We start from the raw sequence: 24,997 nt of genomic DNA, 5'->3' as shown, positions 1-24,997 counted from the left end.
CGAGGTCTCGCCGCCGGCGACGAGGAGCCGGCGCGCGCCGGCCTCGACGAGGGCCGCGGCGCAGGCGGCCAGGGCGCGTTCGACGAGGGTGGCGGCCGGTTCGGCGCCGGCGGGCGTGGTGGTCTCGACGTCGTCGAGGGTGGCGACGGCGTAGAGCAGGGGTGGCCGGGTGGGGTCCTCGGCCCACTGCTCGCGGACGAACGCGGTCAGGTCGGCCACGGTGGCGTCGAAGTCCTCGCGCAGCCGGGGCAGTTCGAGGCGCCGGTGCGGCAGATGGGCCAGGCCGTGGGCGACCTGGGCGCGGGTGGCGGCGGAGGCGCTGCCCGCGAGGACCACGCCGGGGTCGCCGGGGCGGGAGGCGGGCCGGGCGCGGGCCTCGGTGGTGTGCGGGCCGGTCAGCCCGACCGCGAGTCCGGCGGCGCCGGTGACCAGGGGGAGGTCCTCGGTGGCGGCGGCGATGGTGCGCAGGTCCTCGTCGTCCACGGCGTCCACGACGGTGAGCGCCTCGGCGCGCTCGGGGGCGTCCAGTGCCTCGCGCACGCGGTCCGCGCCGGCCCGGACGGTGTCGAGGCCGATGCGGGAGACCGGGTGCGCGGTCTGGGGTTCGAGCAGCTCCCGGACGCGGGAGTCGAGCATCGGGGTGAGGGGGTGGTGGCGCATGGGGCTCTCGTCCAGCAGGTCGTCGTGGACGAAGAGCCGGCCCCGGTACACGGTGCGGCCGGTCGCGGGGAACGACGGGACCACTACCGTGCGGCGGGCGCCGAGCGCCTCCAGGAGGGCGTCGGTCACCGGCCCGATGTTGCCCCGGGGCGTGGAGTCGAAGGTGGAGCAGTACTTGAAGTAGAAGCGCTCGCAGCCGAGGGCACGCAGGGCGTGCAGCGCCCGCAGGGAGACGTCGACCGCCTCGTCCACGGGGGTGGTGCGGGTCTTCAGGGCCACCACGACGGCGTCCGCGCCGGCCAGCGGATCGGGCTCGCCCCCGGCGTGGTCGCCAGCGGGGGACGTCACCGCGTCCGGGCCGACCGCGACCACGGTCCGGTATCCCCGCGCGACCAGCATCGTGGCCAGGTCGGTCGCGCCGGTGAAGTCGTCTGCGATGGCCCCGAGGGTCGGCATCAAGCCTCCTGCGTACGTGGTGCGTGCGTGGCGCATGCGTGGTGCGTGCGTCGTGTGGTGGGGATCCGGCGCGGCCTCCCGGCCACCCGTGATGATCTGTGAAAGTATGTTAACAGACTTTACGCAGGTGGGATCTGGTGATACATGTTGTTAATCCGCTGCTTCTGTCCGCGCAGACCCACCGTCACGTCGCCCTGCCGACCGCGCGAGAAGCCCCAGCACACAGAACGTGCGCGCTCATCGAGGAGGGCCCATGAATTTCCACCACCTGTTCGCCGACACCGGCGACCGGACGGTGCGCTACGCACTGACCGGCGCCGGAGGTGGATTCGCGCGGACCCTCCTGGCCCAGACGCGCCGGCTCCCCGGGCTCGTCCCGGCCGTGCTCTGCGACCGTGACCTGCCGCGCCTGCGCACCATGCTGGGGGAGCTGGGACACGCGGACGAGGAGCTCGTCGACTGCCACGACGCGGCGGCCGTCGCCGGCACCGTCGCAGCCGGCCGGATCGCCCTGGTCGCCGACGCCGCGCTGCTCACCGCCGCCCCCTGGGACATCCTGGTGGAGGCGACCGGCAGCCCCGCCGACGGCTTCACCATGGCCGAGCAGGCCCTGACCGACGGCCGTCACGTGGCCATGGTCAGCAAGGAGGTCGACTCCGTCACCGGCCTGTACCTCGCCTCCCTCGCCGAGGAGCGCGGCCTCGTCTACACCACCGCCGACGGTGACCAGCCCGCCAACCTGATCGGCCTGGTCACCTGGGCCGAGCTGCTCGGCCTGGACATCGTGGCGATCGGCAAGTCCACCGAGTACGACCTCGTGCTCGACCCGGAGGCCGGCACCGTCACCCAGCTCGACACCACGGTGCCCGCGCCGGAGCTCGCCGGACTGCTGGAGCTCGGTGACGACGTGCGCGCCACCCTGGACGCCCGTGCCGCCGCCGTGGCCGCGCTGCCCACCGGCGCCACCGCCGACTACTGCGAGATGGCCGTCGTCGCCACCAGCACCGGCTTCCGCCCGGACACCGAGCTGCTGCACTACCCGGTGGCCCGGATCGACGAGCTCGCCGACGTCTACCGGCTCCGCGAGGACGGCGGCGTCCTGCACCGCGCCGGCGCGGTGGACGTCTTCAGCGCCCTGCGGCTGCCCGGCGAGGCCTCCTTCGCCGGCGGTGTCTTCGTCGTCGTCCGCACCGACGACCCGGTCACCTGGGAGACCCTGCGCCAGAAGGGCCACGTGGTCAGCAAGGACGGCAAGTACGCCGCCGTCTACCTGCCGTACCACCTGATGGGCGTCGAGACGCCGGTCAGCCTGCTCTCCGCCGTGCTGCACCACCGCCCCTCGGGCGGCACCGACCCGCGCCTGCACGCGGTGCTCGCCGGACGCGTCCGCGAGGAGCTGCCCGCCGGGACGAAGCTCGACATGGGCGGCCACCACCACGACGTCACCGGCGTCCAGGCCGTGCTGCTGCGCGGCGAGGAGGCCCCCGACGACGTCGCCCCGCTGTACCTCGCCGCCCACGCCACGCTCGGCAGGGCGGTCGCCGCCGGTGAGCTGATCCGGGTGAGCGACCTGGCCGACCCCGACGCCGGCCTGCTGCGCGCCTGGCGCGCCGGGCGCGCGGCCCGCCCCTGCCCCGACACCGCGGAAGAGAACGTCGCCTCGTGAGTACCGACCTCCAGCACCTCCTGCTCGGGGTGGCGGCCGTCGTCGTCCTCGTGCTGCTGATCACCAAGGCCAAGCTGCACCCGTTCCTGGCGCTCGGCCTCTCCGCCCTCGGCCTCGGCGTCGCCGCGGGCATCGCCCCGGCCGCCGCCGTCGGGGCGTTCCAGGACGGCTTCGGCTCCGCCCTGGCCAGCACCGGCCCGACCATCGGCCTCGGCACCCTGCTGGGCGGCATCCTGCTCGGCTCCGGCGCCGCCGACCGCATCGCCACCGTGTTCCTCGGCGCGCGGCCGGTGAAGTGGATCCCGGCCGCCATCACGGCCGCGGCGCTCCTCATCGGCATGCCGCACCTGTTCGACGTCAGCTTCGTGATGCTGGTGCCGCTGGTGTACACCGTCGCCAAGCGCAAGGGCACCCACCTGCTGTGGGTGGGGCTGCCGATGGCCGCCGGCCTCTACGTCTCGCACGGCCTGCTGCCCCCGCACCCCGCGCCCACCCTGGCGGTCTCCGCCTTCGGCGCGAACACCGGCCTGACCATCATGTACGGCCTGATCATCGGCATCCCGATGGCCGTGCTCACCGGTCCCGTGCTGACCAGGCTGATCAGCCGCTGGTTCGGTCCCGCGCCCGACCTGGACCGCGGTCCCGTGCAGGCCGCCGCGGTCGAGCCCGAGCGCAAGGGCAGGCCGGCCTCCTTCACGCTGGCGATGATCACCGTGCTGCTGCCGCCGGGGCTGATGCTCATCGGCACCGTCGGCACCGCCTACACGGCCGAGGGCACCCTGCCGTACGCGTTCTTCGACGCCTGCAACTCGGCGGTGCTGTCCCTGCTGGCGGCCGTCCTCTTCGCCTTCTTCGCGCTCGGCGTGCGATCCGGCTTCAGCCTCGGCCAGGTGCAGAAACTGGCGGCCAAGGGCCTCGGCCCGGTCGGCGCGATCATCCTCATCCTGGGTGCCGGCGGCGGCTTCAAGGCCATGCTCACGGAGACCGGGATCGACCAGCTCATCTCGGACTACGCGGTGGACTGGGCCGTACCCCCGCTGGTGCTCGGCTGGCTGGTGGCCGCGCTGCTGCGCATCTGCCTCGGCTCGGCGACCGTCGCGACCGCCGCGGCGACCGCCATCGTGGCCCCGCTCCTTGCCGCCTCCCCCGGCACCTCGCCGGAGCTGATGGTGCTGGCCACCGCCTCGGGTGCGGTCATGCTGTCCCACGTCAACGACTCCGGGTTCTGGCTGTTCAAGGAGTACTTCCAGCTCTCGGTGTCGCAGACCTTCCGCACCTGGACCCTGATGCTGTCGGCGCAGTCGCTGCTCAGCCTGGGCGGTGTGCTGCTGCTCAGCACCTTCGTCCACGGCTGACCCGGCCACGCCGATCTCGCCGGTGACGGTCCCCTCCGGACCGTCACCGGCGTGATCATCGGTTAACGTCATCGGGGCGCCCAGGTCGCTCAGCCCGAAAGGAGACCGACGGACATGACCGCCGAAGGCGAGCACCCCCCGCTCATCCCGGACCAGCGCCGCGAACAGCTGCTCAAGCACCTGCGGCGGGACGGGGTGCTCAGCGTGCAGCAGATCACCCGGCTGCTGGGGGTCTCCCACATGACGGTGCGCCGCGACATCGCCGAACTCGAACGCAAGGGCCTGGTCTTCTCGGTCCCCGGCGGCGTCCGCATCGCCAGCACGATCCACACCGAGCCCGGCTTCCTGGACAAGTCGCAGACCGGACAGCCGCAGAAGCGCGCCATGGCGGCCGAGGCGGCCCGGCTCGTGCACGACGGGATGACGGTCTACCTGGACGCGGGAACCACCCTGCTCGCGATGGTGCCGGCCCTCACCCGGCTGCGGGACCTGACCGTGGTCACCAACGACTTCACCACGATCGGCCAGTTGATGCCCGCCGGCCACCTGGACCTGGTGCACGTCGGCGGCCGGGTCGACGTCGCCAACCGCTCCAGCGTCGGCCGCCTCGCCGCCCGGACGCTGCGCGAACTCGTCCTGGACATCGCCTTCATCAGCACCAGCTCCTGGGACCTGCTGCGCGGCACCACCACACCCTCCGAGTCCAAGGTGGAGGTCAAGCAGGCCGCCATGGCCTCGGCAGCCAACTCCGTGCTGGTGGCGGGCTCCGCGAAGTACGGCACCTTCGGGCGCTACCGCGTGGCGCCGCTCACCGCCTTCGACACCGTCGTCACCGACGCCGACCTGACCGACGCGGCGGCCGAGGGAATCCGGGCCGGCGGCTCTTCGCTGGTGCTGGCGCGGGCCTGACCCGTCCGGCCGGGGACCGATCGGGCCGTCCCGTTCGTTGTACCGCCGTGTTCAGCCGCTACGGCGGCGCCGACGACGACGGAGGGACGGATCCGATGGACGAGGTAACGACCAGCACGGCGGGGCACGGCGCACCGGTGAAGGAGGCGGTCGGACGGTACGGCCTGTGGAGCCTCGGCCTGCGGTCGGAGGACCCGGCGCGGCGCACCGAGATCGCGGAGGCCGCCGCCGAGATCGAGGAGCTCGGGTACGGCGCCGTCTGGCTGGGCGGCAGCCCCGGCGTGACGCACGCGGTGCCGCTCCTCGACGCCACCACGCGGCTCACCGTGGCCACCGGCATCCTGAGCATCTGGGACCACGAGGCGGCGGACACCGCGCGGGACTTCGCCGCCGTGGAGTCCGCCCACCCGGGCCGCTTCCTGCTGGGCCTCGGCGTGAGCCACGCCAAGGCCACCGAGCGGTACCACCGCCCCTACTCCGCCATGGTCGGCTACCTGGACGCGCTGGACGCGGCGGACGTGCCGGCCGGACGCCGGGTGCTGGCCGCGCTCGGGCCGAAGATGCTGAAGCTGTCCCACGACCGGGCCGCCGGTTCGCACCCGTACCTGGTCACGCCCGAGCACACGGCGCAGGCCCGCGACATCCTGGGCGACGGCCCGCTGCTGGCACCGGAGCTCAAGGTCGTCCTGGACACCGACCCGGAGCGCGCCCGCGCCACGGCCCGCGCTTACCTCTCCTTCTACCTGCAGCTGCCGAACTACACCGACAACTTCCTGCGGCTCGGCTTCACCGAGGACGACATCGCGGGCGGCGGCAGCGACAAGCTGATCGACGCGGTGTTCGCCTGGGGCGACGAGGACCGCGTCCGTGCCTACGCCGAGGCCTTCCACGCCGCAGGCGCCGACCACGTGGCCCTCCAGGTGGTCGACGACGACCCGCAGGGCAGCATCCCGCGCGAGGCGTACCGGCGTCTGGCCCGGCTGCTCGGCTGAATCGCGGCACGGCCACCGGCGCGACGCACCGGTGGCCGTGTCCCCGCCCTGCCCGCTACCTCCGCGCGATCCGCAGGAAGGTGATCGAGTTCGCCGGGAAGGTGTACGAGAACCGGTCGGCCACGCCTGCGAACACCGACTTCTCGGGCTTCACCGGTGTCTCCGTCTCCGTGTTCACGGCGTCCGGAGCGGCAGCCAGAGTGGTCACCCGCGCCTTCTTGGAGGCGACCCTCACGCCGCCCAGGTCGATCGCCGTACGGGCCGCCGCCGACTGCGCGTTGACGACCTTCACGATCAGGTCGCCGGTCCTCTCGTCCTCGGTGACCACCTGGCGGAACGGCTCGGCAGGCTTGTCGTCGGTGAAGCTGCCCCACTCCTGGCCGTCGAGGTAGAGGGTCACCTGGCGGCCCCGCACCTTGACGTCGATGTCGTAGGCGCGGCCCGTCTCGATCGTGTGCGGCTTGGAGAGCAGCGTCGACTTCCCGCCGTCCACGGCCTGCTCCACCGCCGACGAGGAGTTGTTCCAGCCGCCCAGGTTCCACCAGTAGTAGTTGCCGGTGTCCTTGACGCCGAAGGCGATCAGGAAGCCCTCCTTGCCGGCCTTCTTGGTGGCCTTCACGCTGAGGTCGTAGTTCTGCCAGGAGGTGTCACCGGCGGAGACCATGGTGTTCTCGGCGGCCTCGTCGGTCTGTACGTACTGACCGTCCTGGACGGTCCAGCTGCCGCCGCCCGTGTGGGTCCACCGCGCGGCACCGGCGCCGAAGTCCTCGCTCAGCAGCGTCTCACCGTTCTCGCCCGTGACCGTCACGTCGTCGTACGCGGCCGTGGTCGCCCACGTCGACAGGCCGACGGCGCCCGAGATGGGACCGCTCACCGAGGGCGTGGACGTCGCGGTGGACGGGACGACGCGGTCGCCGACGTTGGTCATGAACAGCTTCTGCGTCTCGTAGTTGGCGGAGCCCCACGAGGCGTGGTTGTTGAACCAGATCATGTCGGGCGACCACTGCACGTAGTCCTCGTTGGCGAGCAGCGGGGCGTAGCTGGCGAGCTTCACGATGTCCGCGTTGCGCTCCAGGCCGGTCATGAAGGCGGCCTCGGCGAGGGCGTTGCGCCAGGCGTTGCCCTGGGAGGCGTACTCGCCGAGGAAGACCTCGGGGCCCTCGCGGTCGTAGGAGTCGTAGCGGTCGTTGTTCTGCAGGAACCACTGCGGGCTGTTGTAGTAGTGCTCGTCGACCATGTCGACGCCCGCCTCGCGGTTGAGCCGCCAGGCCGTGTCGAAGGTCGTGCCCGCGTCGTCGGGGCCGGAGTTGGAGATGACGGTGATCTCCGGGTACTCGGCCTCGATCGCGGCGCGGAACCTCTCGAAGCGGGCGATGAACTCGACGGGGAGGTTCTCCTCGTTGCCGACCGCGAGGTGGGTGAGGCGGAAGGGTTTCGGATGGCCCATCCGCGCGCGCTCGCGGCCCCACTCGCTGGTCACCGGGCCGCCTGCGAACTCGATCAGGTCGAGGGTGTCCTGGATGTGGCGCTGGAGCAGCTCCTCGTCGTCGGTGGCCCGGTTCTGGCCGCAGCCGGTGACGAGGGCGGGGACGACGGGCAGCGGCATGGCGCCGATGTCCTCGGAGAACTGGAAGTACTCGTAGTAGCCGAGCCCGTAGCTCTGGTTGTAGCCCCAGAAGTTGGCGTTGGTGGCGCGCTGCTCGACCGGGCCGATCGTGTCCTTCCACTGGTAGCTGCGCTGTCGCTGCCAGCCGGAGTCCTCGCTGTAGTCCTCCATGGAGCCGGTGTTGACCAGGCAGCCGCCGGGGAAGCGGACGAAACCGGGGTCCAGCGCGGCGATCTTCTCGGCGAGGTCCTTGCGCAGCCCGTTCTCGCGGCCCTTGAAGGTGTCGCGCGGGAAGAGGGAGACCATGTCGAGGGCGGCCGCGCGGTCGGTGGCGACGGCGAGCCGGCCCGTGGTGCTGGTGCGGTGCGCGGTGAACGTGGCCTCGTACTTCGCCCAGCCGCCGCGCGCCGTGACCTTGCGGGCTCCTGCGAGCGCGCCCTCGGAGTCGGTGAGGGAGACGGTCAGGCTCGCCCGTCCGTCGGTACGGGCCCAGACCGAGAAGTCGTACTTCTTGCCGCGCTCGACGCTGATGCCCGTGTTGTACCCGGAGTTGGTGACGGACGAGCCGGCGCCCAGGGACAGGTAGGTGCGGTTCCGCTCGTTCAAGCGGCCGTCGTCGTCCGCCGTCTGCGCGGTGCCGGTGACGGACCACGAGGTGAGCGGGGTGTACGAGCGGTGGTCGGCGGTGGAGTACTCGAAGGAACGGTTCTGCACGAGCTCGGCGTACAGACCGCCGTCGGCCGCCCGGTTGATGTCCTCGTAGAAGACGCCGTACATCGCGTCGTCGATCTCGGGGCCCTCGGCGCGCGGGTCGACGGTGATCGAGTAGTCGGTGACGCCGGTGCCGTCCTCGGCGTGGGCGGGGCCCGGGACGACCGCCGACGCCATCAGCAGGGCGGACGCGGCGACGACCGGTCTCCGTGAGGTGCGGGACCGGGTGCGGGTGCGTGACATGGATACTCCGCGACTCGGTGAATCATTCGACATTTCGAACATCTGTCAGCACTTCGAACGGCAAGATAGGGAGGGGGCCGAGGGGCGTCAATGGGTCGCGCGGCAACGGATGTGACGGGCAGGAGTACGGATGGGTGAGTTCTGGCCGGTACCGGACGTACTGGCGTACCTCGCCGGGAACTGGCGGGTGCGGCGGTCGGTGCGGGACCTGGCGTCGGGCGACGAGGGGGAGTTCACGGGGGCGACCGCCTTCGAGGCACTCGACGGCGGCGGACTGCTGCACCGGGAGTCCGGCACCTTCGTCTGGCAGGGCGTCGCGCGGCCCGCGGAGCGCACCCTGCGTTACCTCCCCGGCGACGCTCCCGGCACCGCCGACGTGCGGTTCGCGGACGGCCGCCCCTTCCACGACCTCGACCTCACCGCCGGCCACTGGATCACCGACCACCCGTGCTCGGCCGACCTCTACCGGGGCGAGTTCACGGTGTACGACGCGGACCGCTGGCGTACGGTCTGGCGGGTGCGCGGCCCGGCCAAGGACCTGGTCCTGACGACGGACCACACCCGGGCGGACCCAGCCTGACCTGGTCGCGTACGGCGGCCCGCGCGGCGTCACACCGCTTCGCCCGCCGCCGTACGCAGCCTGCGCACCCCTTCCGCGATCTCCCCCGCCCCCGCGACCGCCGCATAGCTCAGCCGGACGTGGACGGCCGGGGGCTCGGCGCTGAAGTACGGGCGGCCGGACATGATCGCCACCCCCGCGCGCAGGGCGCCCGCCACGAGCGCGGACTCCCCCGCGAGACCGTCGGGCAACCGGAGCCACAGGTGGTAGCCGCCGCGCGGGACGTGCGGCAGGGCGTACTCGGGGAGTTCCCGCCGCAGCGCGGCCGCCATCGCGTCCCGCCGCACCCGCAGCTCCCCCGCGGTCGACCGGAGGTGACGCGACCACGCCGGCGCCCCGACGAGTTCGAGCGCCGCCTCCTGCAGCGGGCGCGGCACGAAGAACGTGTCGACGACCTGGATGGCGCGCAGCCGCTCCAGCACCGGCCCCCGGGCCGTGAGCGCCCCCACCCGGAAGCTGGGCGAGGTCGCCTTGGTGAGCGAGCTGACGTGGACGACCACCCCGTCGGGGTCCTCGGCCGCCAGCGGGCGCGGCAGCGGCCCCGCGTCCTCGTGCGTCAGCCGCCGCACGAAGTCGTCCTCGACCACGAAGGCCCCCGCCTCGCGCGCGATGCGCAGCACCTCGCCGCGCCGTTCGGTGGAGAGCACCGCGCCCGTCGGGTTCTGGAACAGCGGCTGGCAGACGAAGACCCGCGCGCCGCTCGCCCGGAAGGCGTCGGCGAGCAGGGCGGGCCGTACCCCGTCCGCGTCCACGGGCACCGGGACGGGCCGCAGCCCCGCGGCCCTGGCGATCGCCAGCATGCCCGGGTAGGTGGGCGACTCCACGAGGACGGGGGCGCCGGGCGGGGCGAGCGCGCGCAGGGCGGTGGTCAGCGCGGACTGGCCGCCGGCCGTGACGAGCACCTCGGCGGCGGTGACGGCGCCCCCGATCTCGCGCGCGAACCACTCCCGCAGCTCCGGCAACCCCTCCACCGGCGGGCGCCCCCAGGCGCCGGGGCGGCGCCCGGCCCGCGACAGCGCCGCCGCCATCGCCCGCTCGGGCTGCAGCGAGGGGTGCAGGTAGCCGCCGTTGAACTCGATCACACCGGACGGCGGAGCGGCCAGCGAGTCCACCACACCGGAGGCGTCGACCGAGCGGGGCACGAGATCGGCGGTGCCATCCGCGCTGAGCGCGACCTCCTGCCAGGAGGTGTCCCCGGCGGCCGCGGCGGCCGCGCGGGGCCGTGCCCGGAACGCGCCGGCGCCGGGCCGGGTGACCACCAGCCCGTCGGCGGCCAGCCGCGCCAGCGCCCGCGAGACGGTCACCGGACTCACCCGGAACCGCTCCACCAGGGCCCGGCTCGACGGCAGCTTCTCACCGGGTGAGTAGCGGTTCAGCTCGCTCCGCAGGCGGTCCGCCAGCTCCTCCCCACTGCTACGCTCATACATGAGAGCACAGAGTAGCGCTACCGCGGCACCGACGATAACGGTCCCCACCGACCGCCAGCCCGCCGGTCTCGGCACCCTCCAGGCCGCCCTCGGCGTCCTCGCCTTCTCCCTCACCTTCCCCGCCACCGCCTGGGGCCTGGAGGGGTTCGGGCCCTGGTCGCTCGTCGCGGTGCGCAGCGTCCTCGCGGCCGTCATCGCGGGCGGCTGCCTGCTCCTGCTGAAGGTGCCGCTCCCCGACCGCCGCCACTGGGCCGGCCTCGCCGTCGTCGGCGCCGGGGTGGTCCTCGGCTTCCCGCTGCTCACCACCCTCGCGCTGCAGACGTCCACCACCGCGCACGCCGCCGTGGTCGTGGGCCTGCTCCCGCTGACCACCGCGCTCTTCTCGGCCCTGCGCATCGGCACCCGCCCCTCGCGCACCTTCTGGGCGGCGGCCCTGGTGGGCGCGGGCGCCGTGGCCGCGTTCACCGTGGGGCAGAGCGGCGGCACCCTCTCGACGGCGGACCTGTACCTCTTCGGCGCCCTCGTGGTGTGCGCGGCGGGCTACACGGAGGGCGGCCGGCTGGCCCGGGTCATGCCCGGCTGGCAGGTGATCGGCTGGGCGCTCGTGCTGTGCCTGCCGCTCACACTGCCGGGCGCGCTGGTGGCACTGGCGTACGAACCCGTCCATCTCACCGCGCACAGCGTGACCGGGCTGCTGTGGGTCGCCGTGGGCTCCCAGTTCCTCGGGCTGGTGGTCTGGTACCGGGGCATGGCCGCGATCGGCATCCCCCGGGCCAGCCAGTTGCAGCTGGCCCAGCCCCTGCTCACACTGGTGTGGTCGGTGCTGCTCCTCGGTGAGCGGCTCACCGTGGCCGCGCCCCTGACAGCCGCCGCCGTACTGGTCTGCATCGCGGTCACCCAACGGGCGCGGAGCTGACCGCCACGGGTTCCCGGTACGGCCGTCCGCCCTAGACTGGCAGCCACGGACCGCCACCCCCGTTGACTACGAGGAGGCCCTCCCGATGCGCGCAACCGTAGGTGACATCCTGCTCGTGCACGGCCGGATCGTCGGACAGAACGACAGGACGGCGGAGGTCGTCGAGGTGCTGGGTCCTGACGGCGGCCCACCGTACCGAGTCCGCTTCGAGGACGGTCACGAGACCCTGATGTCGCCGGGCCCCGACACGGTCGTCCGGCGCCGGCAGGAGCCGACCCTGTGACCCACCGCGCCGGGGCCCCGGTACGTCACCCGGGCGGGTTCGCCGACTCCTGGTAGTGGTCGGCGACCACCCGCGACATCGCGCCGACGCGGTCGCCCGCGACCTCCTTCGCCGCGAAGAACACGTGGCCGCGCGCCTGCGGGTGGTCGCGGGCCAGGGTCAGGTGCCGGGAGAGCTCCGCCGGGTCCTGCCAGGCGGCCGGCTGCGCCGGGTCACCCGCCTTGTACAGCGCCTCGCCCACGTACAGCCGGGTCCCGCTGCCCTCGGCGACCCGGGCCCACCAGGGCAGCAGCTCGGCGTAGTCGGCGGCCTCGTGGCCGATGTTCCAGTACAGCTGCGGGCAGATGTAGTCGATCCAGTTCTCACGGACCCATTTCCGGGTGTCCGCGTGCAGGTCGTCGTAGGTCTGCACGCCCGCGCGCGTGTCCGAGCCGAGCGGGTCGGTCGAGGCGTTGCGCCACACCCCGAAGGGGCTGATCCCGAACTGGGTGCCGGGCCGGACGCCCCTGATCCCGTCCGCCGTCTCCCGCACCAGGGCGTCGATGTTGCCGCGCCGCCAGGCGGCCCGGCTCGGGAAGTCCCCGCCGTACGCCCGGAACGCCGCGTCGTCACCGAAGGCCTGGCCCGCGACCGGGTACGGGTAGAAGTAGTCGTCGAAGTGCACGGCGTCGACGGGGTAGCGGCGCACCGCGTCGAGCATCGCCTTCTGCACGAAGGCGCGGACCTCGGGCAGTCCGGGGTTGTAGTACAGCTTCCCGCCGTACGGCACCGTCCAGCCGGGGTTCCGGCGGGCGGGGTGGGTGGCCGCCAGCTTCGCCGGATCGGTGTGGGTCGCGACCCGGTACGGGTTGAACCAGGCGTGCAGCTCCAGTCCGCGCGCGTGCGCCTCGGCGACCGCCGTGCCCAGCGGGTCCCAGCCGGGGTCCTGGCCCTGGGTGCCGGTCAGGTACTGCGACCAGGGCTCGTACGGTGACGGCCAGAACGCGTCGGCCGCGGGACGCACCTGGAACATCACCGCGTTGAGCCGGCGCTCCACGGCCACGTCGAGCAGGGCGAGGAGCTCCGCCCGCTGGCGGTCCGCGGACAGGCCCGCGCGGGAGGGCCAGTCGCGGTTGGTGACGGTCGCCACCCACATTCCCCGCATCTCCCCCTCCTCCGCCCGGTACCCGGGCCCGGCCGCCCCGCTCCGCGCGGACGCCGTCCAGGCGGCCGCGTCGCCCGCCGTCACGAGTCCGCCGAGCACCGTGGCGGCGAACAGCCGTCGCGACATCCGCCTCATCCCGCACCTCCGCAACGCTTGGTGCCCGCCCGGTCGCGGGCCGTGTCGGTGGCCAGCCTGCCATGCGCGACCCCGGAAACCGCTCAGCGCCCACCGCGGGTAACGTGCAGGTTCGGCGCAGGCCCGGACCACGGAAGAATCCTGCGACAGCCTGACAGCCCGAAGACCAGTGAAAGGGACGATGTGACCGACATCGAACGCGTCGGAGTGGTCGGCTGCGGCCAGATGGGAGCGGGCATCGCCGAGGTGTGCGCCCGGGCCGGTCTGGACGTGAAGGTCGCCGAGACCACCGGCGAGGCCCTGGAGATCGGCCGGACCCGGCTGCTCAACTCCCTCACCAAGGCGGCCGAGCGCGGCAAGATCACCGAGGAGGAGCGGGACGCCGCCCAGGCCCGGCTGAGCTTCACCACCGACCTCGGCGAGTTCGCCGACCGGGACCTGGTGATCGAGGCCGTGGTCGAGAACGAGCAGGTGAAGACCGAGATCTTCCAGGTGCTCGACCAGGTGGTGACCCGCCCGGACGCGATCCTCGCCTCCAACACCTCCTCCATCCCGCTGGTCAGGCTGGCCGTCGCCACCTCGCGGCCGGACTCCGTCATCGGCATCCACTTCTTCAACCCGGCGCCCGTGCAGCAGCTGGTCGAGCTGATCCCGGCGCTCACCACCTCCGAGGGCACGCTCGGCCGGGCGCAGCTGTTCACCGAGAAGGTGCTGGGCAAGCACGCGATCCGCGCCCAGGACCGCTCGGGCTTCGTGGTCAACGCGCTGCTGATCCCGTACCTGCTCTCCGCGGTCCGCATGTTCGAGTCGGGCATCGCCAGCCGCGAGGACATCGACAACGGCATGGAGATGGGCTGCGCCCACCCGATGGGCCCGCTGAAGCTGTCCGACCTGATCGGCCTGGACACCGTGGCCTCGGTGGCGCAGAGCATGTACGACGAGTACAAGGAGCCGCTGTACGCGGCTCCCCCGCTGCTGCAGCGCATGGTGGACGCCGGCCGCCTCGGCCGGAAGTCGGGGTCGGGGTTCTACACGTACTCCTGACCAGCTCCGCGGAGCGCCCCGGTACGCGTGGGCCCGGCACTCGTCGAGTGCCGGGCCCACGGCATTCACACACCGTGTGCGCACCGGGCACACATATGCCCTCCACACACGCTCCCCACGTGTCCACCGGCCGGGTTCACTGTGAGTGCGCATCCCAGCGATGGCCGACTACAGAAAGGAGCTGGCACGTGGCCACCGACCTCGAGAAGCCCGTGGTACAGGGTGAACTCGCGGAGTTACGCCGACGCCTCGACGTGGGACATGCCCACGTCGAGGGACGGCTCACGCTGCTCAGCCACCGAGCCGAACAGAACGCCAAGGAGATCGACGAGCTGAGCGCGCGGATCGTCGCCCTCGAGCACACCCGCTGGCCACTGCCCACGGTGGCGGCGCTCGCGACCGTGGGCGCGCTCGTGGTGGCGATCTGGCAGGTGCTGGGCCACTGACGTCGCCGGATGCCTGTCCGTCAGGGCAGGGTGTCCTGTCCGAACCTCAGGTGGTGCAGGAGGAGCAGCGCGGCCGCCATGTTGGCGGCCGGGACCTCACCGCGGGCGACCATGTCGGGAACGAGTTTGAGGGGAACCCATTCCCGGCGGTCGGACTCGAAGTCGTCCACGGGGTGGCCGACGTACTCTCCCTCGTCGGCCCAGTAGATGTGGTGCCGGGCGTCGGTGAGCCCATTGGAGGGCTCGACGCTCATCAGGTGACGCAGAGGTCCCGGCCGCCAGCCGGTCTCCTCCTCCATCTCGCGGGCCGCCGCGGCGGCGACGTCCTCGCCGTCCTCGACGACGCCCGCGGCCAGCTCCCATCCCCAGCTGTCGGTGATGAAACGGTGCCGCCACAGCAGCAGCACCTCGTTCGCCTCGTTGACCACGGTCGCCACGGCCACGGGACGCAGCCGTATCAGGAAGTGATCGAGATGCCGGCCGTCCGGCAGTTCGACATCTGCGAGGTTGACGCTGAACCAGCGATTTGCGTACACAGTCTGTTCGTTCAGATTCGACCACTGCACGGTTCTGCCACCTTCCGACGGGTAAGCGGCAATATCGCAGCAGGAGTTCCCCGTCAGCAGGAGCACAGTGATCGCACGGCGGAGCCGCGCTCGACGCTACAGCGGTACGCGCAGCGCCCCGTCGATGAGCTCGGCGGCCTCGGCCGTGCCCGCGCAGCCGCTGCGCACCAGATGCTCGCGCACCGCCCGCAGTCTGTCGCGCAGCCGCTGGGACTCCATCCCCCGGGCCTGCTCGGTCATCCGGACGGCGGTCACCACCGCCTTGTCGGCGTTGCCCTGGCGGAGCTCGATCTGGGTGAGCATGGCGAGCCGGTGGACGCGGCCCCGGTCGTGCGCCGGAGTGTCCACCGCCGCGGCGGCGTGCTCGGCCGCGGCCGCGAGGTCGCCGAGGCTCAGCAGTGCCTCCGCCACCTGTACATTGACCAGACCGGGCTGGACATAGCCGGTCTCGGCCGGCTCGTGGCCGCGCCGGATGCGCTCGGCGGCCCGCTCGGCCCGCCGGATGCAGGACAGCGCGCTGCTGCCGTCGCCCAGGTGCGCGTACGCCTTGGCCTGCATCGCGTACAGGTCCGAGGCGAGCGCCGGGGTGATGTGCCGGCCGGCGGCGCGCAGCGCGGCCTCGGCGAAGGCGACGGCCTGCCGGTACTCCTTCATGAACAGCGCCTGGTTGACGAGTAGCGCGATCACGTAGCCGCCGAGCCCCCGGTCGCCGCTGGCCTTGGCGAGCCTGAGGGCCTGGTGGAAGTAGCGCTGGGCGAGCCCGTGGGCGTCGGAGTCGTACGCGCAGATGCCCGCGACGGCGACCAGACCGCCGGTGGCGCGGTGCAGCTGGCGGCCGGCGGCGTCGGTGTAGCCGCCGCGCAGCAACGGGGCGGCCTCGGCGTTGAGGAAGCCGACGATGCGCGCGCGGGTAGCGATACCGCCCGCCTTGCGGTACAGCTGCTCGTAGTGGGCGCGGGCCGCGCGCAGCATCTCGATGTCGTCGGGGGTGACCTGGTGCCGGCCGCCGCGCGAGACGTCCACGTCCTCCGGCGGGTTCTCCCACTCCCACACGGGCATCACCGCGGGGGTGCCGGTCACGGCGGGGGCGTCGAGGAGGTGCGGGCGCTGCTGTTCGTCGGAGCGCCACAGGGCGGTGGCCCGCTCGACGAAACCGGACAGCGACGAGCCGTGGGCGGTGGCCGGCTCGCCCGGCACGCCGAGGCCGATGTCGTCCAGGGCGACGGTGCGGTGCAGCCTGGCCGCGAGCACCTCGCAGATCAGGTCGGGCACCTGGCCGCGCGGGCGCTGGCCCTTCAGCCAGCGTGCCACCGCGGTGTGCTCGTATCGAAGTGACAGACCGCGGGCGCGTCCGGCCTGGTTGACGTGGGCCGCCAGTCCCGCGTGGGAGATCCCTGCTTCGTCGAGGATCGCGTCGAGCAGAGTGTTGGGCTGCATGGGTGCCCTCCCGTGACTCTCGGTGCGGTCAGATTAGTACCCAATCGGTCATTGACGCCCATCCGTTCACACGGGGTGTGAACGGAGTGCCCGGATCCGGGTCGAATGCGCGCTGTCGCGCGGGGTTTCCGGCCCGGTTGACTGGAACGCCTCGCAAGAGGCCGGCCGGGTCGCCGGCTCCCCCTCGCATCAGCGCGGCGGCCCGCTCACGCGCCGTCCGCCCGGCCGCCTGCCCGACACTTCCGTGGTGGCGGGGCGGACGGCGCCGCCGGACCGGAGCCCGTGTCAGGTGACGGGGCGGGCCACCGCGGGGCCGGGCTGGTGGCCGACGCGGCACCCGTCGTTCCCCAGCACCAGCAGGGTGACGTCGTCGGCGGGGCGTCCTCTGGTGTGCCGCAGCAGCTGGGCGAAGACGGCACGCAGCACGGAGCGGGCGGTGAGCGGCCGGGTCCGCACGGCCTCGGCGAGCACGGCGGGCAGGGCGAAGAACCGGCCGTGCGCGTCCCGCGCGTCCTGCACGCCGTCGGTGTGCAGGAACAGCGCCTCGCCGGGCAGCAGGGAACCGCAGTCGGTGGCCGGCAGCTCGGCGGGCAGCGGGAACGGGCCGAGCGGGGGCAGGGGCTCGGCGTCGCAGAGGAGGCGCACCCCGCCGTCCGCGGTGAGCAGATAGGGCCAGGGGTGGCCGCAGTTGAGGGCGAGCACCTCGCCGTCGCGGCGGATCTCCAGCAGCAGCACGGTCACGAACTCCTCGGCGACCGGGCTGTCGGGGGCCGGCCCGCCCTCCGGGTGCGCGCCCGGGACGGGAGACTGCGACCGGGCCCGCTCCCGCAGGTGACGGGCGAGGGCCCGGTCGAGCCGCCGGAGCACCCACGCCAGTTCGGCCTCGTCGTGCACGGCCTCGCGGAAGCAGCCGAGCACCGCGGCGACGGTACCGATGGCGGCCGGCCCGTGGCCGCGCACGTCGCCCATCACCACCCGTACGCCCTTGTCGGTGGCGATCACCTCGTACAGGTCCCCGCCCACCGCGGCGGCGCGGTCGGCGGAGAGCTGGACGGCGGCGGTGGCGAGTCCGCCGATCCGGGCGGGCAGCGGGCGCAGCAGCGCGCTCCGCACGGCCCCGGCGGTCCTGCGGGCCTGCCGCAGCTCCCGGAGCAGCGCCCACCGCACGTGCAGCATGAGACCGGTGCCTACGGCGAAGAACACGGCGCCGGTGACGATCCGGGCCCCGAACCCGTCCTGCTGCGCCAGCGGGCAGACGAGTTTGTACGTGAGCGCGGTGGCGCCCCAGGCCGTGGGCAGACCGAGGGCGAGCGCCACCCGGGCCGGCCGCCGGTCGGCGTGGTGGTCCTTCCCCTCGAGAGCGGTGCGCAGCCGGGTCCCGGCGCGCGACGCGGTCAGCACGTAGGAGCAGTACGTCCGGGGCCGCACAGTGCGAGGAGCCCCAGCCTTGAGACGGTTCATGCCGATGGCCCCCCATGTAGGCCCCTGACAGCGCGCAACGGCCTTGTGAGGCCGGTCCGATTGTGCCGACCACTTGCCCCGATCGGACCGAATCGCCCTGACTTGTCACCCGAACGAGTGAAGTGACTGGTGAGGCACCGGAGGCAGGAGTTGCGCCCAAGAAAAGGGGCGCGGACACGGGGAACCGCGCGCCAGCCCCGACGACCCCCAACCATCCACACCGACCCCCAGCCCCACCGATAAGGGGCGCGGGGAACTGCGCGACCAGCCCCAGCCGACCTCAGCCGTCCGCCCAATAAGGGGCGCGGGGAACTGCGCGACCAGCCCCAGCAAACCTCAGCCGTCCAAACCGCCCCACAGCCCCACCAAAAAGGGGCGCGGGGAACTGCGCAACCAGCCCCGACCCACCTCAGCCCTCCACACCGCCCCACAGCCCCACCAAAAAGGGGCGCGGGGAACTGCGCGACGAACCCCGGCCGACCTCAGCCGTCCGACCCGTCCCACAGCCCCCCGCGACATCACCGGAGAACCAGCGGAGCTACCCCCGCAGCACCGCCCCCGTACGCCCGGCCGCCAGTGCGACGGCCGCGTCGCGGGCCGCGGAGGCCTCATCGACGGTCAGGGTGCGGTCGGCCGCGCGAAAGCGCAGCGCGTACGCGAGGGACTTGCGGCCCTCGCCGAGCTGCTCCGCGTTCTCGTACACGTCGAACAGCCGGATGGACTCCAGCAGCTCCCCGGCGCCCTCGCGCAGCGCGGCCTCGACGTCCGCGTGCGGCACCGCCCCGTCGACGACCAGGGCGACGTCCTGGGTGGCGACCGGGTAGGAGGAGATGCGCGGCGCCTGCGGGACGTCCTCGCCCACCTGCTCCAGGGCGTCCAGGTCCAGCTCCATCGCGCTGGTGCGCGCGGGCAGGCCCAGGGTCTTGCAGACGCGCGGGTGCAGCTCGCCCGCGTGGCCGACGACCCGCTCGGCGCCGTCGACGACGACCGCCAGCTCGGCGCACCGGCCGGGGTGCCACGGCCCGTACTGCCCGTTCCGGACGATCAGCTCGGCACCGGCCTCGCGGGCCACGGTCCGGGCGGCCTCGACCGCGTCGGCCCAGTCGCTTGGCCGGCCCTTGCCCCACCAGCCGGGCAGCTCGCGGGAGCCCGCGAGGACGACGGCCACGTGCCGCGGCTGCACGGGCAGCGCCGCGTCCAGCTCCGCGATCTCCTCGTCGGTGGGACGCCGGTCGACGGGGAGCTGCGCGGCGACGCGCTGCTCACCGGTGGCCGGGAAGAAGACCAGACCGGTCTCGAAAAGTGCCAGGTCGTGGCCACCGCGGCCGTCGTTGCGGCGCAGCGCGCCGAGCAGCCCCGGCAGCAGCGACGTGCGCAGCGCGGGCTCCTCGTCGCTCAGCGGGTTGACCAGCTTGACGACGCGGCGGGCCGGGTCGTCGGCCGCCAGGCCCAGCTGGTCGAAGACCTGCTCGCCGACGAACGGGTAGTTCAGCGCCTCGACGTAACCGGCACCGGCCAGGACGCGGCCGACCCGGCGGTGCAGCCGCTGCCGGCGGGTGAGGCCGCGGCCGGCCGGCGGCCTCGGCAGCGTGGAGGGCAGGTTCTCGTAGCCCTCCAGGCGGATGACCTCCTCCGCCAGGTCGTTCGGGTCGGTGAGGTCGGGCCGCCAGGACGGCACGGTGACGAGCAGTTCGTCCTGCCCGTACACGTCGCAGCCGACCTCTTGGAGCCGCCGGACGACGGTCTCGCGGCCGTACGCCACGCCCGCCACCTTGTCCGGGTGGTCCGCCGGGATGGCGATCGTGTGCGGCGCGGAGGGCGCGACGACCTCGGTGACACCGGCGTCGGCGGTGCCGCCCGCGAGCAGCACCAGCAGGTCGACGGTGCGCTGCGCGGCGGCGGCCGCGGCCTGCGGGTCGACCCCGCGCTCGAAGCGGCGGGACGCCTCCGACGACAACCGGTGGCGGCGGGCCGTGCGGGCCACGGAGACCGCGTTGAAGTGCGCGGCCTCGACGACGACCTCGGTGGTGGCGGCGTCGCCCTCCCCGATTTCCGTGTTGGCGCCGCCCATCACGCCCGCGAGGCCGATGGGACCGCGCTCGTCGGTGATGACCAGGTCCTCGGCGTCCAGGGTGCGCGTGACGCCGTCCAGCGTGGTGAGCTTCTCGCCCTGTTCGGCGCGGCGCACGCCGATGGCCCCCTGGACCAGGTTGCGGTCGTAGGCGTGCAGCGGCTGGCCGAGCTCCAGCATCACGTAGTTGGTGACGTCGACGGCGAGCGAGATCGGGCGCATGCCCGCCTTCTGCAGCCGGCGCTGGAGCCAGATCGGGGTACGGGCCTCGGGGTCGAGGCCGCTGACCGTGCGGGCGGTGAAGCGGTCGCAGCCCATCGGGTCGGCGATCTTCACCGGGTAGCCGTACGCGTTCGGCCCCGGGACGTCGATGAGCGCCGGGTCGCGCAGCGGCAGGCCGTAGGCGGTGGCGGCCTCACGGGCGACACCGCGCAGCGACAGGGCGTAGCCGCGGTCCGGCGTGACGGCGATGTCGAGGACCTCGTCGACCAGCTCGAGCAGCTCGATGGCGTCGCGGCCGACCTCGGTCTCGGGCGGCAGCACGATGATGCCGCCACTGCCGTCGTCCCCCATGCCCAGCTCGTCGCCGGAGCAGATCATGCCGTGCGAGACCCTGCCGTACGTCTTGCGCGCGGCGATCGCGAAGTCGCCGGGCAGCACGGCGCCCGGGAGGACGACGACGACCTTGTCGCCGACGGCGAAGTTGCGGGCGCCGCAGACGATCTCCTGGGGCTCACCGGTGCTGTTGGCCGTGCCGACGTCGACGGTGCAGAAGCGGATCGGCTTCTTGAAGCCCTCCAGCTCCTCGATGGTCAGCACCTGGCCCACGACCAGCGGGCCCTTGAGGCCGGCGCCGAGCTGCTCGACGGTCTCGACCTCCAGGCCGGCCGAGATGAGCTTGGCCTGCACGTCACGACCGGTCTCCGTGGCCGGCAGGTCGACGTACTCCCGCAGCCAAGAAAGCGGGACCCGCATCAGATCTCCATCCCGAACGGCCGGGTGAACCGGACGTCACCCTCGACCATGTCTCGCATGTCTTCGACGTTGTGGCGGAACATCAGCATCCGCTCGATGCCGAACCCGAAGGCGAATCCGCTGTACTTCTCGGGGTCGACGCCGCAGGCGGTGAGCACCCGCGGGTTGACCATGCCGCAGCCGCCGAGCTCGATCCAGCCCTCGCTGGAGCAGGTGCGGCAGGGCCGGTCGGGGTTGCCGACGGAGGCGCCCTTGCAGACGTAGCAGAGCATGTCCATCTCGGCGGACGGCTCGGTGAAGGGGAAGAAGTTCGGCCGCAGCCGGGTCTTCATGCCCGCGCCGAACAACGACCGGACCATGTGGTCCAGGGTCCCCTTGAGGTCGGCCATGGTCAGGCCCTCGTCCACGGCGAGCAGCTCGACCTGGTGGAAGACGGGGGTGTGGGTGGCGTCCAGCTCGTCGGTGCGGTACACGCGGCCGGGGCAGATCACGTAGACCGGCAGCTCGCGGGCGAGCAGGGAGCGGGCCTGCACCGGCGAGGTGTGGGTGCGCAGCACGACGCCGGACTCGGTGCCGCCCGCGGGACCCTCGACGAAGAAGGTGTCGGCCTCGCCGCGCGCCGGGTGGTCCGGGCCGATGTTGAGCGCGTCGAAGTTGAACCACTCCGTCTCGACCTCGGGGCCCTCGGCGACCTCGTAGCCCATGGCCACGAAGATGTCCTCGATGCGCTCCGAGAGGGTGGTGAGCGGGTGCCGGGCGCCGGCCGGCACGCGGTCGTACGGCAGCGTGACGTCCACGGCCTCCTCGACCAGCACGCGCGCGTCGCGCTCCGCCTCCAGCTCGGCCTGGCGGGCCGCGAGGGCCTTGTTCACGGCGCCGCGGGCCTGTCCGACCCGCTTGCCCGCCTCGGCCTTGGCCTGCGGGGGCAGGGCGCCGATCTCGCGGTTGGCGAGCGCCAGCGGCGAGGTGCCGCCGGTGTGGGCGACCTTCGCCTCCTGGAGCGCGTCGAGGGAGCCCGCGGCGGCGAAGGCGGCGAGCGCCTCGTCCCGCATGCGCTCGATCTCTTCCGGTTTCAACGCCTCGACCTCGACAGGGTCGTACGACTTATTGGGTGCCGACATCTCTTCCCGTGCTTCCGGTTTGGCTGGTTGAAGGTCCCCGTCGTGACTCGTGGGCGTGTCTGACGCTGACGGCCGTGGTCGACTGCGGACGCGAAGGTGCCAAAGGACGAGTCTAACGGGGTGAGGGCGGCTCTCCCGCCGCCGGGACGCGAGGAGCCCGTGGCCCCCGCCGGCGTCACTGCAGGTACGCCGGGGTGCCCACGGGCAGGGTAAATCGGAACTCGGCGCCGCCGGCCTGGGCGCGGCCGACCGTGATGGTGCCGCCGTGGGCCTCGACGATGCCCTTGACGATGTACAGCCCGAGGCCCGTGCCGCCGCGCTTGCTGCCCCGCCAGAAGCGGGTGAAGACGCGGTTCATGGACTCCTCCGGGATGCCGGGGCCCTCGTCGCTCACGGTGACCGACGTGGCGCTGTTCTCGTCGTCCCCCTCGCGCGGGGACACCGAGGGCGTGATGTCGATCGTGACAGTTCCCTCGCCGTGGCGCACGGCGTTTTCCAGCAGGTTGCTGAGCACCTGGTCGATCTTGTCGGGGTCGGCCCACAGCGCGGGCAACGGCTGCTCGATGCGGAGCAGGAACCGGTCGGCACTCTGGCCGGCGGCCACGTACGCCTGGATGTGCCGGCCGACGGCGGCGCCGATGTCGACGGGCTGGCGGCGCACCTCCAGCCGTCCCGAGTCGATGCGGGAGATGTCGAGCAGTTCGGCGATGAGCCGGGTGACGCGGTTGGCGTCGGCGTCGACGGTCTCCAGCATGAGCTTCTTCTGGTCGTCGGTGAACCGTTCCCACTTGGCGAGCAGGGTGGCGGTGAAGCCCTTGACGGAGGTGAGCGGCGAGCGCAGTTCGTGGGCGACGGTGGCGATCAGCTCGGCGTGGCTGCGTTCGGTGCGGCGGCGGGCCTCGGTGTCGCGGAGGGCGACGACGACGCGGCGGACGGGGCCGGTGGGCGCGGTGCGCACGTAGCGCGCCGACACCAGCACCTCGCGCCCGCCGGGCAGCAGCAGGTTCCGCTCGGGCTGTCCGGCCCGGATGGCGAGGCCGCCGTACGGATCGGTCAGCTGCCACCAGCGGCGGCCCTCCAGGTCCTCCAGCGGCAGGGCCTTCTCCAGCCGCTGCCCGAGGGCTTCCGCGGCCGGTACGGCGGTGATGCGCTCGGCGGCGGCGTTGAAGCAGACGACCCGGCCGTGCTCGTCGGCGACGACGAGACCGTCCGGGAGGTCGTCGGGGTCGACGCCGAGCCCGGCGGGATCCCCGTGCCGGGCCGTGGCCCTGGTGCGCACGTCCGCTGCCCCCGGCGCTCTGCCCGTGCCGACGCTCATCCCCGTGTCCCCACCTCTCGTCCGGCGTCGCGACGCCGCGGAGATCTGTTCGAGAGCGCCCCGGGCCGAGGGCCCGGTGGCGTCCCCGGGCCCGTCACCCTACTAGCCGCCGGTGACGGAGCGGCACCCTCCGGGACCGCGCTGGGCGCGGGCCGACGCGTAGAGACATACGGCGGCGGCGGTCGCGAGGTTCAGGCTCTCGGCCTTTCCGTGCAGGGGGACGCGGACGACGGCGTCGGCGAGCGCCCGGGTCTCCTCCGGCAGACCCCAGGCCTCGTTGCCGAAGACCCAGGCGGTGGGGGTACCCATGGTGCCCGCGTCCAGTTCCTCGTCGAGGTCGTGCGCTCCGGCACCGTCGGCGGCGAGGACCCGGACACCGGCGTCCCGCAGCCCCGCGACGGCCTCCTCGACGGGCACGCCCACGGCGACGGGCAGGTGGAAGAGGGAGCCCACGGAGGCCCGTACGGCCTTGGGGTTGTAGAGGTCGACGGAGGCATCGGTGAGGATCACGGCCTCGGCTCCGGCCGCGTCGGCGCAGCGCAGCACGGTGCCCGCGTTGCCGGGGTCCCGGACGTTGGCGAGGACGGCGACGAGCCGGGGGCGCGCCCGCAGGATCTCCTGGAAGGACGTGTCGAGGAACCGGCACACCCCGACCAGTCCCTGCGGGGTCACGGTGGTGGAGATGTCGGCGATCACCTCCTCGTCCGCGAGGTGCACCCGGGCGCCGGCGGCGCGGGCCTCGCCGATGATGTCGGCGTACCGCTCCGCGGCCTCCACGGTGGCGAACAGCTCGACGAGCGGGGAGGAGGCGTCCCCGGTCCGGTGCCCGGCCGCCTCCCGCACGGCCTGCGGCCCCTCCGCGAGGAACAGCCGCTCCTTCCCCCGGAAGTTCCGCTTGGCGAGCCGCCGCGCGGCGGACACGCGGGGCGAGCGGGGGGAGATCAGCTCGGGGGTGGCGGGTGGCATGCGGTTCACCTTGCGGTTCGGCGGAGTCGGTGGTTCACCGACGCAACAGGACCCGCAGGCCGGTGCGGCCTGCGGGTCCGTTCACGTCGGCTCTTCAGCGAGTGCGGCGTCACGCGGCCTTCGGCGCGTTGACGTCGCTCGGGAGCGCCTTCTGGGCGACCTCGACGAGCGCGGCGAACGCACCGGCGTCGTTGACGGCCAGCTCGGCCAGGATCTTGCGGTCGACCTCGACGTTCGCGGCCTTCAGACCCTGGATGAAGCGGTTGTACGTGATGCCGTTGGCGCGGGCAGCGGCGTTGATGCGCTGGATCCACAGCTGACGGAAGTCGCCCTTGCGCTTCTTGCGGTCGTTGTAGTTGTAGACCAGCGAGTGGGTGACCTGCTCCTTGGCCTTGCGGTACAGGCGCGAACGCTGACCGCGGTAGCCGGAGGCCTGCTCGAGGATCGCCCGGCGCTTCTTGTGGGCGTTG

Annotated in this window: 21 protein-coding genes; 9 read left to right on the top strand and 12 right to left on the bottom strand. The window is 73.0% G+C overall.

Translation table 11 applies throughout. The annotated features are described in order from the left end of the window. The coding region (gene otnK, locus UW392_RS45090) for a 3-oxo-tetronate kinase (protein WP_320781143.1) at positions 1-1,116 on the bottom strand (1,116 nt) is incomplete at its 3' end. Positions 1,117-1,369: 253 nt separating this feature from the next. On the opposite strand from otnK, the gene UW392_RS45085 reads away from it, so the two are divergent. The 4 genes from UW392_RS45085 to UW392_RS45070 all read left to right on the top strand — a co-directional run bounded on the left by UW392_RS45085 (position 1,370) and on the right by UW392_RS45070 (position 6,038). Then, positions 1,370-2,782, top strand: a complete 1,413-nt coding sequence (locus UW392_RS45085) for a homoserine dehydrogenase (RefSeq protein WP_320781142.1) — start codon at positions 1,370-1,372, stop codon at positions 2,780-2,782. Then, positions 2,779-4,137: a gluconate:H+ symporter gene (locus UW392_RS45080; protein WP_320781141.1), complete on the top strand. Its 1,359-nt coding sequence runs from the start codon at positions 2,779-2,781 to the stop codon at positions 4,135-4,137. The genes UW392_RS45085 and UW392_RS45080 overlap by 4 nt, the downstream gene beginning before the upstream one ends. A gap of 114 nt (positions 4,138-4,251) precedes the next feature. Then, positions 4,252-5,046 (top strand): DeoR/GlpR family DNA-binding transcription regulator, encoded by a 795-nt coding sequence (locus UW392_RS45075; RefSeq protein ID WP_320781140.1) that lies wholly within the window; start codon positions 4,252-4,254, stop codon positions 5,044-5,046. 95 nt (positions 5,047-5,141) lie between these two features. Further along, positions 5,142-6,038, top strand: a complete 897-nt coding sequence (locus UW392_RS45070; RefSeq protein ID WP_320781139.1) for an LLM class F420-dependent oxidoreductase — start codon at positions 5,142-5,144, stop codon at positions 6,036-6,038. Between the two features lie 55 nt (positions 6,039-6,093). Here the strand turns inward: UW392_RS45070 and UW392_RS45065 are convergent, their stop codons facing one another. After that, positions 6,094-8,598: an alpha-L-arabinofuranosidase C-terminal domain-containing protein gene (locus UW392_RS45065; RefSeq protein ID WP_320781138.1), complete on the bottom strand. Its 2,505-nt coding sequence runs from the start codon at positions 8,596-8,598 to the stop codon at positions 6,094-6,096. A gap of 130 nt (positions 8,599-8,728) precedes the next feature. On the opposite strand from UW392_RS45065, the gene UW392_RS45060 reads away from it, so the two are divergent. Continuing rightward, positions 8,729-9,178 carry a DUF6314 family protein gene (locus UW392_RS45060; protein WP_320781137.1) on the top strand — a complete coding sequence of 150 codons (450 nt, stop codon included), beginning with the start codon at positions 8,729-8,731 and terminating at the stop codon, positions 9,176-9,178. A 29-nt stretch (positions 9,179-9,207) separates the two neighbouring features. Here the strand turns inward: UW392_RS45060 and UW392_RS45055 are convergent, their stop codons facing one another. Continuing rightward, positions 9,208-10,644, bottom strand: a complete 1,437-nt coding sequence (locus UW392_RS45055; protein WP_320781136.1) for a PLP-dependent aminotransferase family protein — start codon at positions 10,642-10,644, stop codon at positions 9,208-9,210. Here UW392_RS45055 and UW392_RS45050 point away from each other — a divergent pair. Both UW392_RS45050 and UW392_RS45045 read left to right on the top strand, forming a co-directional pair. Continuing rightward, positions 10,643-11,560: a DMT family transporter gene (locus tag UW392_RS45050; protein ID WP_320781135.1), complete on the top strand. Its 918-nt coding sequence runs from the start codon at positions 10,643-10,645 to the stop codon at positions 11,558-11,560. The two genes, UW392_RS45055 and UW392_RS45050, sit on opposite strands and share 2 nt — an antisense overlap. An 85-nt stretch (positions 11,561-11,645) precedes the next feature. Next, the gene (locus UW392_RS45045; RefSeq protein WP_320781134.1) at positions 11,646-11,843 is read left to right on the top strand and encodes a DUF1918 domain-containing protein; all 198 of its coding nucleotides are present in this window, start codon (positions 11,646-11,648) and stop codon (positions 11,841-11,843) included. A 25-nt stretch (positions 11,844-11,868) separates the two neighbouring features. On the opposite strand, the gene UW392_RS45040 is transcribed toward UW392_RS45045, so the two are convergent. Next, positions 11,869-13,113 (bottom strand): glycoside hydrolase family 10 protein, encoded by a 1,245-nt coding sequence (locus tag UW392_RS45040; protein ID WP_320781133.1) that lies wholly within the window; start codon positions 13,111-13,113, stop codon positions 11,869-11,871. A gap of 192 nt (positions 13,114-13,305) precedes the next feature. On the opposite strand from UW392_RS45040, the gene UW392_RS45035 reads away from it, so the two are divergent. Further along, positions 13,306-14,166 carry a 3-hydroxybutyryl-CoA dehydrogenase gene (locus tag UW392_RS45035; RefSeq protein ID WP_320781132.1) on the top strand — a complete coding sequence of 287 codons (861 nt, stop codon included), beginning with the start codon at positions 13,306-13,308 and terminating at the stop codon, positions 14,164-14,166. Positions 14,167-14,354: 188 nt separating this feature from the next. Further along, positions 14,355-14,612: a hypothetical protein gene (locus UW392_RS45030; RefSeq protein ID WP_320781131.1), complete on the top strand. Its 258-nt coding sequence runs from the start codon at positions 14,355-14,357 to the stop codon at positions 14,610-14,612. A 20-nt stretch (positions 14,613-14,632) separates the two neighbouring features. On the opposite strand, the gene UW392_RS45025 is transcribed toward UW392_RS45030, so the two are convergent. The 8 genes from UW392_RS45025 to rplT form a co-directional block, all read right to left on the bottom strand. Continuing rightward, positions 14,633-15,178, bottom strand: a complete 546-nt coding sequence (locus UW392_RS45025; protein ID WP_320781130.1) for an NUDIX domain-containing protein — start codon at positions 15,176-15,178, stop codon at positions 14,633-14,635. A gap of 96 nt (positions 15,179-15,274) precedes the next feature. Further along, on the bottom strand, positions 15,275-16,615 hold the full coding sequence (locus tag UW392_RS45020) for a transcriptional regulator (RefSeq protein WP_320781129.1): 1,341 nt from the start codon (positions 16,613-16,615) through the stop codon (positions 15,275-15,277). A 285-nt stretch (positions 16,616-16,900) separates the two neighbouring features. Next, positions 16,901-18,016, bottom strand: a complete 1,116-nt coding sequence (locus tag UW392_RS45015) for a PP2C family protein-serine/threonine phosphatase (RefSeq protein WP_320781128.1) — start codon at positions 18,014-18,016, stop codon at positions 16,901-16,903. A gap of 598 nt (positions 18,017-18,614) precedes the next feature. Next, positions 18,615-21,122 (bottom strand): phenylalanine--tRNA ligase subunit beta, encoded by a 2,508-nt coding sequence (pheT, locus tag UW392_RS45010; protein ID WP_320781127.1) that lies wholly within the window; start codon positions 21,120-21,122, stop codon positions 18,615-18,617. Beyond that, a complete protein-coding gene (gene pheS, locus UW392_RS45005) occupies positions 21,122-22,243 on the bottom strand; it encodes a phenylalanine--tRNA ligase subunit alpha (protein ID WP_320781126.1) in 1,122 nt (373 codons plus the stop codon). Before pheS ends, pheT begins: the two co-directional genes overlap by 1 nt. Positions 22,244-22,418: 175 nt before the next feature. Beyond that, a complete protein-coding gene (locus UW392_RS45000) occupies positions 22,419-23,561 on the bottom strand; it encodes an ATP-binding protein (protein ID WP_320781125.1) in 1,143 nt (380 codons plus the stop codon). 102 nt (positions 23,562-23,663) lie between these two features. Next, entirely contained in the window at positions 23,664-24,527 is an 864-nt protein-coding gene (locus tag UW392_RS44995; RefSeq protein WP_320781124.1) for an RNA methyltransferase, read from the bottom strand. A 109-nt stretch (positions 24,528-24,636) separates the two neighbouring features. After that, a partial coding sequence (gene rplT / locus UW392_RS44990) for a 50S ribosomal protein L20 (RefSeq protein WP_320781123.1) occupies positions 24,637-24,997 on the bottom strand: 361 nt, incomplete at its 5' end.

It is taken from the genome of Streptomyces sp. CRN 30, assembly GCF_034105845.1.
The sequence above is the reverse complement of the archived record's forward strand: the minus strand, read 5'-3'. Positions and strand labels throughout refer to the sequence as shown.

Coding starts and splice junctions, on each gene's coding strand:
- UW392_RS45060 (WP_320781137.1), top strand. CDS start 8,729: ATGGGTGAGTTCTGGCCGGTACCGGACGTACTGGCGTACCTCGCCGGG.
- UW392_RS45045 (WP_320781134.1), top strand. CDS start 11,646: ATGCGCGCAACCGTAGGTGACATCCTGCTCGTGCACGGCCGGATCGTC.
- UW392_RS45040 (WP_320781133.1), bottom strand. CDS start 13,113: ATGTCGCGACGGCTGTTCGCCGCCACGGTGCTCGGCGGACTCGTGACG.
- pheT (WP_320781127.1), bottom strand. CDS start 21,122: ATGCGGGTCCCGCTTTCTTGGCTGCGGGAGTACGTCGACCTGCCGGCC.
- UW392_RS45085 (WP_320781142.1), top strand. CDS start 1,370: ATGAATTTCCACCACCTGTTCGCCGACACCGGCGACCGGACGGTGCGC.
- UW392_RS45070 (WP_320781139.1), top strand. CDS start 5,142: ATGGACGAGGTAACGACCAGCACGGCGGGGCACGGCGCACCGGTGAAG.
- UW392_RS45055 (WP_320781136.1), bottom strand. CDS start 10,644: ATGTATGAGCGTAGCAGTGGGGAGGAGCTGGCGGACCGCCTGCGGAGC.
- UW392_RS45020 (WP_320781129.1), bottom strand. CDS start 16,615: ATGCAGCCCAACACTCTGCTCGACGCGATCCTCGACGAAGCAGGGATC.
- UW392_RS45050 (WP_320781135.1), top strand. CDS start 10,643: ATGAGAGCACAGAGTAGCGCTACCGCGGCACCGACGATAACGGTCCCC.
- pheS (WP_320781126.1), bottom strand. CDS start 22,243: ATGTCGGCACCCAATAAGTCGTACGACCCTGTCGAGGTCGAGGCGTTG.
- UW392_RS45075 (WP_320781140.1), top strand. CDS start 4,252: ATGACCGCCGAAGGCGAGCACCCCCCGCTCATCCCGGACCAGCGCCGC.
- UW392_RS45000 (WP_320781125.1), bottom strand. CDS start 23,561: ATGAGCGTCGGCACGGGCAGAGCGCCGGGGGCAGCGGACGTGCGCACC.
- UW392_RS44995 (WP_320781124.1), bottom strand. CDS start 24,527: ATGCCACCCGCCACCCCCGAGCTGATCTCCCCCCGCTCGCCCCGCGTG.
- UW392_RS45065 (WP_320781138.1), bottom strand. CDS start 8,598: ATGTCACGCACCCGCACCCGGTCCCGCACCTCACGGAGACCGGTCGTC.